Origin of the sequence: Nonomuraea jiangxiensis, assembly GCF_900099965.1 — a bacterium.
In the GTDB taxonomy this organism is placed as follows: Bacteria; Actinomycetota; Actinomycetes; order Streptosporangiales; family Streptosporangiaceae; genus Nonomuraea; species Nonomuraea jiangxiensis.
Genome location: NZ_FNDJ01000024.1, coordinates 99190 through 112776, shown reverse-complemented (window position 1 = coordinate 112776; position 13587 = coordinate 99190). Strand labels below are relative to the sequence as shown.

9 protein-coding genes are annotated in these 13587 nt (G+C 70.7%); 4 read left to right on the top strand and 5 right to left on the bottom strand.

Going from position 1 to position 13587, the window contains the following annotated elements; genetic code table 11:
* Positions 1-33: 33 nt before the first annotated feature.
* A complete protein-coding gene (locus tag BLS95_RS39860; protein WP_090944187.1) occupies positions 34-1203 on the top strand; it encodes a cytochrome P450 family protein in 1170 nt (389 codons plus the stop codon).
* A 9-nt stretch (positions 1204-1212) separates the two neighbouring features.
* On the opposite strand, the gene BLS95_RS39855 is transcribed toward BLS95_RS39860, so the two are convergent.
* From BLS95_RS39855 to BLS95_RS39840, 4 genes are read right to left on the bottom strand one after another with little or no spacing between them, the layout of a single operon-like run.
* On the bottom strand, positions 1213-1815 hold the full coding sequence (locus BLS95_RS39855) for a dihydrofolate reductase family protein (protein ID WP_090944184.1): 603 nt from the start codon (positions 1813-1815) through the stop codon (positions 1213-1215).
* A complete protein-coding gene (locus BLS95_RS39850; RefSeq protein WP_090944182.1) occupies positions 1812-2669 on the bottom strand; it encodes a metalloregulator ArsR/SmtB family transcription factor in 858 nt (285 codons plus the stop codon). The genes BLS95_RS39855 and BLS95_RS39850 overlap by 4 nt, the downstream gene beginning before the upstream one ends.
* 33 nt (positions 2670-2702) lie before the next feature.
* Positions 2703-3362: an alpha/beta fold hydrolase gene (locus tag BLS95_RS39845; RefSeq protein WP_090944179.1), complete on the bottom strand. Its 660-nt coding sequence runs from the start codon at positions 3360-3362 to the stop codon at positions 2703-2705.
* A gap of 30 nt (positions 3363-3392) precedes the next feature.
* On the bottom strand, positions 3393-5636 hold the full coding sequence (locus tag BLS95_RS39840) for an ATP-binding cassette domain-containing protein (RefSeq protein WP_090944176.1): 2244 nt from the start codon (positions 5634-5636) through the stop codon (positions 3393-3395).
* Between the two features lie 63 nt (positions 5637-5699).
* Between BLS95_RS39840 and BLS95_RS39835 the strand changes: the two genes are divergently transcribed.
* Entirely contained in the window at positions 5700-6668 is a 969-nt protein-coding gene (locus BLS95_RS39835; RefSeq protein ID WP_090944173.1) for a helix-turn-helix transcriptional regulator, read from the top strand.
* A gap of 172 nt (positions 6669-6840) precedes the next feature.
* Positions 6841-10395, top strand: a complete 3555-nt coding sequence (gene dnaE, locus BLS95_RS39830) for a DNA polymerase III subunit alpha (RefSeq protein ID WP_090944170.1) — start codon at positions 6841-6843, stop codon at positions 10393-10395.
* Positions 10396-10510: 115 nt separating this feature from the next.
* Here dnaE and BLS95_RS39825 read toward each other — a convergent pair whose 3' ends face one another.
* Positions 10511-11725 carry a cytochrome P450 family protein gene (locus tag BLS95_RS39825; protein WP_090944353.1) on the bottom strand — a complete coding sequence of 405 codons (1215 nt, stop codon included), beginning with the start codon at positions 11723-11725 and terminating at the stop codon, positions 10511-10513.
* 225 nt (positions 11726-11950) lie between these two features.
* On the opposite strand from BLS95_RS39825, the gene BLS95_RS39820 reads away from it, so the two are divergent.
* The gene (locus BLS95_RS39820) at positions 11951-13561 is read left to right on the top strand and encodes a DUF885 domain-containing protein (RefSeq protein WP_090944167.1); all 1611 of its coding nucleotides are present in this window, start codon (positions 11951-11953) and stop codon (positions 13559-13561) included.
* The last annotated feature ends 26 nt before the right edge of the window (positions 13562-13587 follow it).

Below are 13587 nucleotides of genomic sequence, written 5' to 3'. Positions count from 1 at the left end.
CCACCACGACCCGGCCGTAGTTCGGGGGACACCATGAGCGACATCGCCGGACTGCTGACCGCTCCCGACCGGGACGCGTTCCTGGCGGGACTGGCCGAGGACGGGCCGGTCAGCCGGGGTACCTACCTGGACGGAACGCCCGTCTGGCTGGTGACCGGCCATCCCGAGAGCGTGGCGGTGCTGACCGATCCGCGCTTCAGCAGCGACCTCGCCCGCCAGTCCAAGATCGACGTGGCCGCGGCCGCCGGACTGCCCGCGGACGTGGCGCCGTATCTGATGCGTACGCTGGGTGCGTACGACCCGCCGGACCACACCCGGTTGCGCCGGCTGGTGTCGCGCGAGTTCACCGCCCGCAGGGTCGAACGGCTGCGCCCGCGTATCCAGGGGATCGCCGAGGAACTGCTGGCCGGGCTGCCGGAGGAGTTCGATCTGATCGAGCGGTACGCCTACCCGCTGCCGATCCGGGTCATCGGCGAGCTGCTTGGCGTGCCGGCGGCGGACCGGGAAACCTGGCGGTCCTGGGCCGCGGGGCTGGGCGACCCCGACCTGGACAGGGTCGCGGAGGGTGCCAGGGGCCTGGTCGGCTACATGGCCGGCCTGATCGCGGACAAGCGGGCCGCCCCGGCGGACGACCTGCTGTCCGGGCTGGTCAGGGTGCTGGAGGAGGACGGGGACCGGCTCAGCGACGAGGAGCTGATCTCGATGTCGATCAGCATCCTGGTCGCCGGTCACGAGACCACCGTGAGCCTGATCAGCCAGAGCGTCTGGCTGCTGCTCACCCGCTCGTACGAGCTCGGCGAGATCTCCGACGCCGTGGAGGAGTTCGTGCGCTACAGCGGGCCCGCCGAGATCGCCGTCCTGCGGTACACGCTCGAACCCGTGGAGATCGGCGGCGTGACCATCCCGGCGGGGGAGGCGGTGCAGGTGGTGTACGCGGCGGCGAACCGGGACCCGCGCCGCTTCGACCGCCCCGACGTGCTCGACCCGCGCCGCCCCGACAACGCTCACCTGGGCTTCGGCCACGGCATCCACTACTGCCTGGGCGCCGCGCTCGCCCGGGCGGAGACCCAGATCGCCCTCACCACCCTGTTCGACCGGTTTCCCGGGCTCGCGCCGGCCGTGCCCGCCTCGGACCTGGGCTGGCAGCCCGGCCTGAGGCGGGCACTGACCTCGCTGCCCGTCCGCACCGCCGGTCGGCGATGAGGATCCGGCTCAGCGGACCCGGTCGTAGACGAGCGCCAGCGTGCCGTGCTCGCCGGCGGTCTGGCCGGCGAGCGCCCACTGCCCCGGGGGCAGGCCGTCGTCGAACAGGCGCGGCCCGCCGCCGAGGAACACCGGGAAGATCGTCAGGGCCAGCCGGTCGACCCGGTCGGCCGCCAGCAGTGCCTTGATGACGCTCGCGCTGGAGAGCACGAGAATGTCGCCGCCCTCGGTCGCCTTGAGGTCCGCCACCACCTCGGCGGCCGGTCTGTCGGCGATCGTCGTACGCTCCCACGGCGCCTCACGCAGCGTGGAGGAGAGGACCACCTTGTCGGCGTCGACGAGCCACTTCGCGAAGCCCTCGTCGCGCGGATCGGCCCCCTCCATGCCGATGACGGTGGGCCAGAAGCCGAGGAAGCCCTCGGCGTTGACCCGCCCGAGCAGGACGGTCGTCGCCGTCTCCACGAGGCTGGTCAAATGGTCGCGGGCGACGTCGGTGACCGCGTACGGCATCACCCAGCCCATGTCCTCGGGGGCGCTCGGCGCGGCGTAGCGGCCGTCGAGGGAGAGCGCCATGTTGGTGACGACCCTGCGGCCGCCGGTCTGATCTGTCACTGCGTGTTCCTCGGGTCGGTGTCGGGTCCGGGGCTCTCGGGATCCTCGGCCAGGGCCGCTTCGAGCTTGTCCAGGCTCTGGCCGAAGCCGATCTCGAGGCCCGCGATGAAGTCGGCGGATTCGACCGTGCTGTCGGTCACTCGGAAGTGCACGTCGAGGTCCGTGCCGGTGTCGGAGGGCCGCAGGCCGAAGTCCGCGTGGGAGGTGAAGGCGCGGCCGCCGCCGGGAAGCTGCGGGGAGAGCCGGTAGGCGAGGCGCTCGCCGGGGCGTACGTCGTCGACGACCCCCTCCGCGCGCCCGGCCACCGGATCGGAGCCGTCGACGTCGTGGCGATCGCGGTATTCCTGGACGATCCGCCCACCCGGCCGCGCCTCGAACACGAGCTCCGAGACGCGCAGGTCGTGGGACGTCCACCAGCGGGTGAGCAGGGAGGTCTCGGTCAGGTGGCGCCAGACCAGCTCGGGGCGCACTCCCAGGGAGCGCTGGAACCTGAACGTACGGCCGTCGGCCCACCCCGGCTCGTTCGCGGCGCGCCGCTCCGCTTCGAGTTTGAGCCCGTAGCGCTTGTAGGTCTCGTGCAGGCCGCCGGCCTGTTCCGCGGCGTCGGCGAGCCCGTTGAGCGCGGTCGCCAGGTCACGCAGGGGACCGGGCTGGAGCGCGTAGATGCGGCGCTGGCCGGTGCGCTGGGAGGTGACCAGGCCGGCCCGCTCAAGGGTTTGCAGGTGCTTGGTCGTCTGCGGCTGGCGGGCCTCGGCGAGCTCGGCTAGGGCGCCGACCGGATGGGGCCGCTCGGCCAGCAGGCTCAGCAGCCGCCAGCGGGCCGGGTCGGCAAGTGCGGTGAGGAGTTCATCCATGAAGAGAAGTATTCTTCGCGAAGAATATTCGTGTCAAGGAATATCTATGGAAATCAGGTAATTGGCCAGCTCGCCTGGTCGCGACAGCATCACCATGTGGCTGCCGGGCATCTCGTCCGGGGTGATGCCGAGCCGTTCCTTGACGTGCCGGCGTACGAATTCGGGGGTGAACAGGCGGTCGTCGTGGCAGAGCAGGTATCGCGTCGGGACGTCCGGCCAGGCCGGCAGCGGCCACGGCTCGCGGCCCACCCGGTCCATGTTCATGTTCGCGGCGAGCGCCCCGTCGTGGGCCAGCACCCGCTCGGCCAGCTCGGGCGGGACGTCGTGCAGGTAGAGCTCGTGCTCGTCGTCGATGGCGGACGGGGGCCGGCCACTGCGTTCCCACCAGTCGTCGGGGGTCTCGCCGGGGCTCGGGATCATCGCGGTCACCAGGACCAGAGCGGCGGCGCCCGCGCGTACGCAGACGAGCGGGCCGACGAAGCCGCCCCACGAGTGGGCCACCACGACGAGCGGCCGCCGCCCTTCCGCCGCCCGTACGACGGTGTCCGCGTAGTCCCAGAGCCCTGCCCGCGGGTCGGACATGGGCAGGTCCACCGCGACCACGTCGTGCCCGCGATCGCGGAGCTCGGCTTCGAGGAGGTGCCAGTCGAAGGCACTTCCGCCGCCACCATGGATGAGAGCGAAGGTCGTCATGACCGTGATGACCGCCGGAGCCCCGGAAACTCATCGGCCGGCTCGGGTGAGGGCCTGGCAGGTGGGGGTGTCCCGGCCGGTGTAGCCGGCGACGTGGCCTTCGTACAGGATGCTCCCGCCGTGCTTGCCGGGCCCCGGGCCGAGGTCGATCAGCCAGTCGGCCTGGCGGATGACGTCCAGGTTGTGCTCGATCACGACGACTGTGTGGCCCTGCTCGACCAATTCGTCGAGGACGTGCAGGAACGTCTCGATGTCGGTCAGGTGCAGCCCGGTCGTGGGCTCGTCGAGCACGTACGTGGTGGGCCGCTCCGCGCTGCGCAGCTCCTTGGCGATCTTGACCCGCTGGCACTCCCCGCCGGACAGCGTGCTCAGAGACTGCCCCAGGCGCAGGTAGTCCAGGCCGACGGCGGCCAGCCGGCCCAGCGCGCGGGCGATGCCCGCGTCGGGCAGCTGGGTGATGGCCTGGTCGATGGTCAGGTCGTTGACGTCGGCGATGGACAGGCCGTTCACGGTGAGGGCGAGGACCTCCGGGGTGAACCGGCGGCCCTGGCAGGTCTCGCAGACGACCTCGTGGCCGTCCATGAAGGCGAGGTCGGTGTGGATGACCCCGAGCCCGTCGCAGTCGGGGCAGGCGCCGTCGGAGTTGGCGCTGAACAGGCCGGCCGGGACGTTGTTGTGCCGGGCGAACAGCTTGCGGATCGCCGGGGCGACGCCCGTGTAGGTGATCGGGGTGGAGCGCCGGTTGGTGCTGACCGGCCGCTGGTCGATCACGATCGCGTCGTGCTGGGCCACCAGTTCGTCGGCGAGGCTGGACTTGCCGGAGCCGGCGACGCCGGTGAGCACGGTCATCACGCCGGCGGGGATCCGCACGGTCACGTTCCGCAGGTTGTTGCGGGCGGCGTCGGCGATGACGACGTCGCCGGTCGCGGTACGGGGGGCCCGCTTGACCGGCCGGTGCCGGCCCAGCGCGCGTCCGGTCGGCGTGTCGGCGTCCTTGAGCAGGGGATAGGTGCCCTGGAACACGAGCCGTCCGCCGGCGGCCCCGGCGGCGGGCCCGATCTCGATGATCTGGTCCGCGCGTGCCATGACGGCCGGGTCGTGCTCGACGACCAGGACGTTGTTGCCCCGGTCGCGCAGCCGCTCCAGCAGCTCGATCATGGACTCCACGTCCGTGGGGTGCAGTCCCACGGTCGGCTCGTCCACCACGTACGTCATCTCGGTGAGGCTGGATCCGAGGTGCTTGACCGTCTTGACGCGCTGCGACTCCCCGCCGGACAGGGTCGTGGTCGCCCGGGAGAGCGTCAGGTAGCCGAGCCCGATCGTGATCATCGCCTCCAGCCGGGCCGTCAACGCGGCGACCGCCGGGGCGACCTGGGGTGAGGTGATCGCGCGGACGTGATGGACGAGGTCGGTGATCTCCATCCGGGACAGCTCGCCGATGGTGCGGTCGAGCACGGTGGCCGTCCTGGCGGCCTTGTTCAGCCGGTCGCCGGCGCACTCCGGGCAGGTCTCGGCCTCGGTGAACCGGCGGATGGCCTCCTGTTTGCGCTCGGACAGGTCGGCGGAGGTGTGCAGGTAGATGCGTTCGAAGTGCTCGACCAGGCCCTTGTACTCCTTGGGGAGCTTGAGGCCCAGCCCGGCCGCCGCCTCCCCGCCGTACAGCAGGGCCTCGCGTTGGGCCGGGCTCCAGTCCCGCAGGGGGGTGCGGGGGTCGAAGACGCCGATGTCGGCGTACTGGCCGTACCAGTAGCCGCCGTTGACGAAGCCGGGGAGCAGGATGGCGCCCTCGGCGAGGGACCTGTCCAGGTCCAGGAAGCGGTCGACGGCGCTGACCACCACCTCCCCGAGGCCGGAGCAGGTGGGGCACATGCCGGCGCGGTCGTTGAAGGAGAAGTGGTTGGAGTCGCCCACGTGGGGCCTGCTCAGCCGGGAGAACAGCAGGCGCAGGTACGTCCAGGCGTCCGTGATGGTGCCGACCGTCGAGCGGGCGTTGCCGCCGATCCGCCGCTGGTCGATGACGATCACCGGGGTGAGGCCGCCGGCGTGCTCGACGTCCGGGCGGGTCCATTTCGGCAGCCGGTTCCTGATGAACGGCGGGAACGTCTCGTTGAGCTGGTTGCCCGCCTCGGCGGCGATCGTGTCGTACACCAGCGACGACTTGCCCGAGCCGGAGACGCCGACGAAGACGACCAGCCGGTTGCGCGGGATGTCCACGTCCAGGCCGGCCAGATTGTTCGTACGGACCTGGCGCAGGGTGATGGTTCGCTCCGTCATGACGGCGAGACTACGAGGAGATGTGGTCACATCCTGACCGCATTTACTGCGAGAATTCCGGGCATGGCGGACGTCACCGAGCGCATGCTGGCCCTGCTGTCGATCCTGCAGGCCGGCCGGCCGTTCAGCGGGGAGGAGCTGACCCGGCGCCTGGGGGTCAGCCCCCGAACGTTGCGCCGGGACATCGACCGGCTGCGCGGCTACGGATATCCGGTGGAGACCCAGCCGGGGCCCGGGGGCTTCTACCGGCTCGCCGCGGGCCGCAGCATGCCGCCGCTCGTCCTGGACGACGACGAGGCGGTGGCCACCCTCCTCGCGCTCGCCTCGCTCGCCGCCACCGGGCCGTCCGCGGAAGGCGGGGTCGACGCCGCCGCGACCCGCGCGTACGGCAAGCTCGACCAGTTCCTGCCCGCCCGGCTCCGTCCCCGCGTGGTGGCCGTCCGCGCCAGCCTGGAGGCCAGTCCGCAGCAGGCGCCGGGCGTGGCCGCCGAACGGCTCGGCGCCTTCGCCGAGGCCATCGCCCGGCACGAGACGGTGGCGTTCGCCTACCTGAACGCCCGGGGTGAGCGCACGAACCGGCGGGTCGAGCCGTACCGGCAGGTTCACCACCTCATGCGCTGGTATCTGCTGGCCTGGGACCTCGACCGCCAGGACTGGCGGGTGTTCCGCCTCGACCGGGTCAGCGGCCCGGCGCGGACCGGGGACCGCTACGTGCCGCGACCGCTGCCCGCCGGGTCGGCCGCGGAATACCTGCGGCAGGGAATGAACAGGGGCAAGCAGACCGTACGGCTGGTGGTCGAGGCGCCCGCGGCGAACGTGATGGACGCCCTGAAGTTCGAGGACGCCGAGATCCACGCTCTGAGCGACCGGCGGACGGAGGTCGGCCTGGCGCTGGACTCCTGGCAGTGGCTGGTGCTCAACCTCGCCTTCCTGGACGCGGACTTCCGGATCAGCGCGGGCACGGACTTCACCCGGGCGTGCCGCGCCTTCGGCGAACGCCTCGTGGCCGCGGCCTCTGACGTCACTCCGTAGCCCTGCGTGACCGGCGGGGCCCAGGACGTATTCGCAGGTCAGCGCCGGTGTGACGGAGCGTCGGCAACAGCCTGGCAACAACCTGCCCGCCCCTCGGCGCCGCGCCTCAAGAGCCACAGAAGAAGCAATAAGCTCAAGCGAAGATCTGGGCTGCCGGGAGTTGGGGGATTGGGTGAGCAAGTCGTTCGTGCACCTGCACGTGCACACCGAGTACAGCATGCTGGACGGCGCGGCGAAGCTGAAGCCGCTGTTCAAGGAGGCCGAGCGGCTGGGGATGCCGGCGATCGCCATGAGCGACCACGGCAACATGTTCGGTGCGTACGAGTTCCAGAAGGTCGCGGCGGGCTCCCCGGTCAAGCCGATCATCGGTATCGAGGCGTACGTGGCGCCCGCGTCCCGGTTCTTCAAGAAGCCCGTCTTCTGGGGCTCCCGCGCGGAGACCGGCGTCGCTGACGCCGAAGGTGGCAAGGACGTCTCCGGCGGCGGCCGGTACACCCACATGACGATGTGGGCCAAGGACGCGACCGGGCTGAGCAACCTGTTCCGTCTCTCCTCGCTGGCGAGCTTCGAGGGCTACTACGGCAAGCCCCGCATGGACCAGGAGCTGATCTCCCAGTACTCCGAGGGGATCATCGCCACCACCGGCTGCCCGTCCGGTGTGGTGCAGACCCGGCTGCGGCTCGGCCAGTACGACGAGGCGGTCAAGGCCGCCGGCGAATACCAGGAGATCTTCGGGAAGGAAAACTACTTCCTGGAGCTGATGGACCACGGCATCGACATCGAGCGGGAAGTACGCGCCGACCTGCTCAAGCTGGCCAAGCAGCTCAACATCCCCCTGCTGGTCACCAACGACTCCCACTACGTGACCGAGGACCAGGCCGACGCCCATGACAGCCTGCTCTGCGTCGGCGTGGGCAAGAACAAGGACGACCCCAACCGGTTCCGCTTCAACGGCTCCGGCTACTACCTCAAGCCGGCCGACGAGATGTACGCCCTGTTCCCCGAGCTGCCCGAGGCGTGCGACAACACGCTGCTCGTCGCCGAGATGATCGGCGACTACGGCGACGTGTTCGCCCAGGTGGACCGGATGCCCGACTACCCCGACGTGCCCGAGGGCGAGACGCAGGAGTCGTGGCTGCGCAAGGAGGTCGAGCGCGGCCTGGTGATGCGCTACGGCGACCCCGTCCCCGCCGAGGTCATGGAGCGGTACGAGACCGAGATGAAGGTCATCGGCCCGATGGGTTTCTCCTCCTACTTCCTCGTCGTGGCCGACATCTGCAAATATGCCCGTGACAACGGCATCGCGGTCGGGCCCGGCCGAGGCAGCGCCACCGGCTCGATCGTGGCCTACGCCACCCGCATCACCGAGCTCGACCCGCTGGAGCACGGCTTGCTGTTCGAGCGGTTCCTCAACCCCGAGCGGATCAACCCGCCGGACGTCGACCTCGACTTCGACGACCGCCAGCGCGACCGCATGGTGGCCTACGTCACCCAGAAATACGGCAGCGAGTACACCGCGCAGGTCAACACCTTCGGCACGATCAAGGCCAAGGCCGCCGTCAAGGACGCGAGCCGGATCCTCGGCTACCCGTTCGCGATGGGCGACAAGATCACCAAGGCGATGCCGCCGGACGTCATGGGCAAGGGCGTCCCCCTCTCGGACATCTTCAACCAGGACCACCCCCGCTACAACGAGGGCACCGAGCTCCGCGCCCTCTACGAGAACGACCCCGACGTCAAGAAGGTCATCGACACCGGCCGCGGCATCGAGGGCCTGATCCGCGGCACCGGCGTGCACGCCGCCGCCGTCATCCTGTCCTCCACGCCGCTACTGGACCTGATCCCCATGCACATGCGGGACAAGGACGGCGTGGTGATCACCGGGTTCGACTATCCCTCCTGTGAGGAGATGGGCCTGGTCAAGATGGACTTCCTGGGCCTGCGCAACCTGGGCATCATCGACCACGCCATCCAGATCATCAAGCAGAACCGGGGCATCGAGCTCGACACCCTGACGATGCCGCTCGACGACGCCAAGACGTACCAGTTGCTGGCCCGCGGCGACACGCTGGGCGTGTTCCAGCTCGACGGCGGCCCCATGCGGTCGCTGCTGAAGCTGATGGAGCCGACCCGGTTCGAGGACATCGCCGCCGTGCTCGCCCTCTACCGGCCGGGCCCGATGGCGGCCAACGCGCACACCAACTACGCCCACCGCAAGAACGGCCGCCAGGACATCGAGCCGATCCACCCCGAACTCAAGGAAGCCCTGGAGCCGATCCTCGGCCCCACCTTCCACCTGCTCGTCTACCAGGAGCAGATCATGGCCGTGGCCCGGGAGCTGGCCGGCTACACCCTCGGCGGCGCCGACCTGCTGCGCCGCGCGATGGGCAAGAAGAAGAAGGAGATCCTGGACGCCGAGTTCGCCAACTTCCAGAAGGGCATGCGCGGCAACGGCTACAGCGACCAGTCGATCCAGGCGCTGTGGGACGTCATGCTGCCCTTCTCCGGCTACGCCTTCAACAAGTCCCACACCGCCGGCTACGGGCTGGTCGCCTACTGGACCGCCTACCTGAAGGCGAACTACCCCGCCGAATACATGGCCGCCCTGCTCACCTCGGTGGGTGACGACAAGGACAAGGCCGCCGTCTACCTGGCCGAGTGCCGCAAGATGGGCATCCGGGTCCTCCCGCCGGACGTCAACGACTCCCAGCTCGACTTCGTCGCGGTCGGCGACACCGAGGTTCGCTTCGGGATGGGCGCGGTCCGCAACGTCGGTGAGAACGTCGTGGAGGGCATCGTCAAGGCCCGCACCGAGAAGGGCCGCTTCACCGACTTCAACGACTTCCTCGGCAAGGTGCCGCTGACCGCCTGCAACAAGCGGGTCATCGAATCGCTGATCAAGGCGGGCGCGTACGACTCCCTCGAACACCCGCGCAAGGGCCTGCTGATGGTCCACGAGCAGGCCGTGGACTCCGTCATCGACATCAAGAAGAACGAGGCGCACGGCCAGGACTCGCTGTTCGGCGGCCTCGCCGACGACGGCGACGAGCAGGTGTTCTCCATCGCCATCCCGGACGGGGAGTGGGACAAGAAGACCAAGCTGGACTTCGAGCGGGAGATGCTCGGCCTGTACGTGTCCGACCACCCGCTGGCCGGCGCCGAACGGCTGCTGGCCAGGAACCGCGACACCACGATCGTCGACCTGCTGGACAGCGGCCGGGACGACCGCGGCGACGTCCAGGTGTCCGGGCTGGTCACCAAGGTCGACAGACGGGTCAACAAGGCGGGCAACACCTGGGCCATCCTCACGGTGGAGGACATGGACGCGGCCGTCGAATGCCTGTTCTTCCCCCGCAACTACGAGCTGTACGGGCCGGAGTTGCGGCCGGACATCGTGGTGTCGGTACGCGGCCAGATCAACAACCGGGACGGCGCCATCTCGGTCTTCGCCCAGGAGATGTCCCTCATCGACGTGTCCGGCGTCAACAGCGAGGCCGGCGCCCCGATCACCCTGATGCTGCGGGAGGAACGCATCACCCCGAGCCTGCTGGAGGAGCTGCGCCAGGTGCTGGCGACGCACCAGGGGCAGGTGCCGCTGCACATCAACGTACGGCGGCCGGCGGGCAAGGTCATGGTGATGGCGCTGCCGGACTGGCCGGTCAACGCCGCGCCGAGCTTCGCCGCCGACATCAAGGCGCTGCTCGGCCCGGAATCGCTGGCGTTGTGAGGCGGTGCGTCGACGACGCGCCGGCGCGCTCCCACGGCGGCCCCTGACTCCGCGAGCGGACGGGAGCCCCGCCTCCGGGCAGTGCCCGGGAGGCGGGGCCCGGACGGGCGATCCGTCAGGCCACGGCGACCGGCAGGGCGGTCAGCCCGCCGATGAGCAGGCCGGCCTGCAGGGTGAGGTCCTCCGGCGCCACGGCCAGGCGGAGCTTCGGGAAACGCTCGATCAGCGCGCCGATCGCGATCCTGGCCTCCAGCCGGGCCAGCGGCGCGCCCAGGCAGTGGTGGATGCCGTGCCCGAAGGCCAGATGCGAGGCCGCCGGCCGGGTGACGTCGAGTCGGTCCGGCTCGGGGAACTGGCGGGGGTCGTGGTTGGCGGCCAGCAGCACGGGCAGCACCACCTCGCCGGCCGGGATGGTGACGCCGCCGATCCGCACCGGTGCCGCGGTCCTGGAGGGGATCGCCACCTGTGCCGGACCGATGAAACGGAGCAGCTCCTCGATGACCGCGGGCAGCCGATCGGGCTCGGCCCGCACCAGGTCGAGCTGGTCGGGGTGCTCCAGCAGCGCCCGCACCCCTCCGCAGATCAGGTGGGTCGTCGTCTCGTAGCCGGCGACGAGCAGCAGGAAGACCATCGAAGTCAGTTCGTTCTCCGAGAGCCGGTCGCCGCCTTCGCGCACCGCGACCAGTCCCGAGAGGAGGTCGTCGGACGGTTCGGCCCTCTTTTGGGCGATCAGCTCCCGGATGTAGTCGATCAACGAGGTGGCCGCGGCGACGAAGGTCTCGGCGGGGTGGACCGAGCCGTTGATGGCCACCTTGGTCCACTCCTGGAAGTCGTCCCGGCGATCGGCCGGGATGCCGATCAGCTCGCTGATCACGGTGAGCGGGAGGGGATAGCCGAAGGTGGTCAGCAGGTCCACCGGCGCCCCCTGCTCGCCCGCGGCCGAGACCTCGTCCAGCAGCCGGCCGACGATGCGCCGGATCTCCGGCTCCAGTCCCTCGATGCGCCGCCGGGTGAACGCGGCCGACACCAGCCGGCGCAGCCGGGTGTGATCGGGCGGGTCGGAGCCGAGCAGATGGTGGTCCATCGCCGCGGCGAGCTCCTTCGGGACGTGGTCACGATGCGGGCCGTCACCGCCCTTGCCCTTGATGACGTCGGGGTGGGCGAGCGCCTCCCGGGCCTCGGCGTAACCGGTGATCAGCCACACAGGGACGCCGGTGAACAACGTAGCTCGCCGCACGGGTCCGGCCGCCGCCAGTTCGGCGAACGCTGCGGACCGGGCAGCCGGCGTGGCCTCGACGAACGGCGAGGTTACTGGGGGAGATTCCGCCATGATCAACTCCGATCGGGACCGTCGCCTGCAGACGGCCCGTGAACGCGACGAATCCGACGCTACTCGATCGCCTGAGCCCCTACGGAGCCGCGTTCCCGTTTGCGATCAGAGGCGGTCGCGGAGCATCCCGGAGGTGCGCTCGCGCAGGCGGGTCGAGATCACGCCCGGGTGCAGGGACAAGCCCGCCCCATCGGTGAAACGCCCCGGCCCGGCTACTGTGAGCGGATGACGCCAATTTTCAAGCTTTGTGAGGACTATGTAGGTAAGTTAGCCGCGCTGGACCCGATCGGCGCGGCGACCGGCGGGGTCGCGGGCGGCTTCGTCCCGGCCACCGACTACAGCCCGGACGGGCATGCCGCCCGCGCCGAGCTGGTCCGCCGTACCCTGGCCGAGCTCGCCGGGCTGAGCGCGACCTCCGACGCCGACCGGCACGCCGCCGCACACCTGCGCGAACGCCTGGAGGCCGAGGCCGCCTGGCATGAGCACGGGGAGCCGCTGCGCATGTTGCGCGGCCAGTTCGGGCTGGTCAACCTCATCCGCGACAGCGTTGACCTGCTCCCCCGGGACGACGACCAGTGGCACGACGTCGCCGCCCGCCTGCACGCCGTGCCGGTGATGCTGGCGAGCTGGCGCGCGAGCCTCGATCTCGGCTTGGCGCGGGGGCTGGTGGCGGCCCGGCGGCAGGCGCTGGAGACCGCCGCCCAGGCCGAGCGCTTCGCCGGGGTCCACGACCCCCTGGTGGCCTCCTACGGCGATGGCCGGCTGGCCGACGAGCTCGCCGCCGCGGCGGCCGCGGCGCACGCGGCCTACGCCGCGACGGCCCGCTACCTGCGCGCGGATTACGCCCCCCGGGCGGCGGAACGAGACGGGGTCGGCGCCGAACGCTACGCCCTGGCGGCCCGGCGGAGCCTCGGCGCCGACATCGACCCGGCCGAGGCCTACGCCTGGGGCTGGGCCGAGCTGGACAGGATCGAGGCCGAGATGGCCGGCGAGATCGAGCGCATCCGCCCGGGCGCGAGCTGGCAGGAGGTGAGCGCGCTCCTTGACGAGAGCCACAGTGTGGCCGGGGTGGACGCCTACCGGGGCTGGCTGCAGGAACAGCACGACCGGGCCATCGACGAGCTGCACGGCACGCACTTCGACATCGCCGAGCCGCTGCGGAAGGTCGAGGTGACCATCGCCTCCGGCTCGACCGCCGGGTCACCGTACTACACCTCGCCGACGGAGGACCTGGCGCGGCCGGGCCGCACCTGGTGGCCGCTGGGAGGCCGGGAGCGGTTCGCGGTCTGGCGGGAGCTGACGACCGTCTTCCACGAGGGCGTACCCGGCCACCACCTGCAGATCGGTGCCGTGATGGCCGCCGGGGACACGCTGTCGCGGTTCGCGAGGACCGTACGGGTGAGCGGGCACAGCGAGGGCTGGGCCCTCTACGCCGAACGGCTCGCCGACGAGCTGGGCTGGTTCGCCGATCCCGGCACCCGGCTCGGCATGCTGGCCGCGTCGGCGCTGCGCGCGGCCCGCGTGGTCATCGACATCGGCGTCCACCTGGACCTGCCGCTGCCGGACGGGTCACGGTGGACGTTCGAGAAAGCCTGCGAGGTGCTGAGGGAGCGCGGTCATGCCAACTCCCATCGCATCCATCCCGAGGTGGTGCGTTATTTCGGCTGGCCGGGCCAGGCGATCTCGTACAAGCTCGGCGAGCGGGCCTGGATGGCCGCCCGCCAGGCGGCCGGCCGGCACCCGGACTTCGATCTCAAACGCTGGCACACCGCCGCCGTCGCCCTCGGACCCATCGGACTGGACGGCCTGGCCGGGGCGCTGGAGCGGATCAACTGATCGCGAGCGCGCTCACCTGATCAGGC

What these genes read in the sequence shown, in the direction of transcription:
- BLS95_RS39860 (WP_090944187.1), top strand. Translation starts at nt 34, where the DNA reads ATGAGCGACATCGCCGGACTGCTGACCGCTCCCGACCGGGACGCGTTC.
- BLS95_RS39850 (WP_090944182.1), bottom strand. Translation starts at nt 2,669, where the DNA reads ATGGATGAACTCCTCACCGCACTTGCCGACCCGGCCCGCTGGCGGCTG.
- BLS95_RS39845 (WP_090944179.1), bottom strand. Translation starts at nt 3,362, where the DNA reads ATGACGACCTTCGCTCTCATCCATGGTGGCGGCGGAAGTGCCTTCGAC.
- BLS95_RS39840 (WP_090944176.1), bottom strand. Translation starts at nt 5,636, where the DNA reads ATGACGGAGCGAACCATCACCCTGCGCCAGGTCCGTACGAACAATCTG.
- BLS95_RS39835 (WP_090944173.1), top strand. Translation starts at nt 5,700, where the DNA reads ATGGCGGACGTCACCGAGCGCATGCTGGCCCTGCTGTCGATCCTGCAG.
- BLS95_RS39825 (WP_090944353.1), bottom strand. Translation starts at nt 11,725, where the DNA reads ATGGCGGAATCTCCCCCAGTAACCTCGCCGTTCGTCGAGGCCACGCCG.
- BLS95_RS39820 (WP_090944167.1), top strand. Translation starts at nt 11,951, where the DNA reads ATGACGCCAATTTTCAAGCTTTGTGAGGACTATGTAGGTAAGTTAGCC.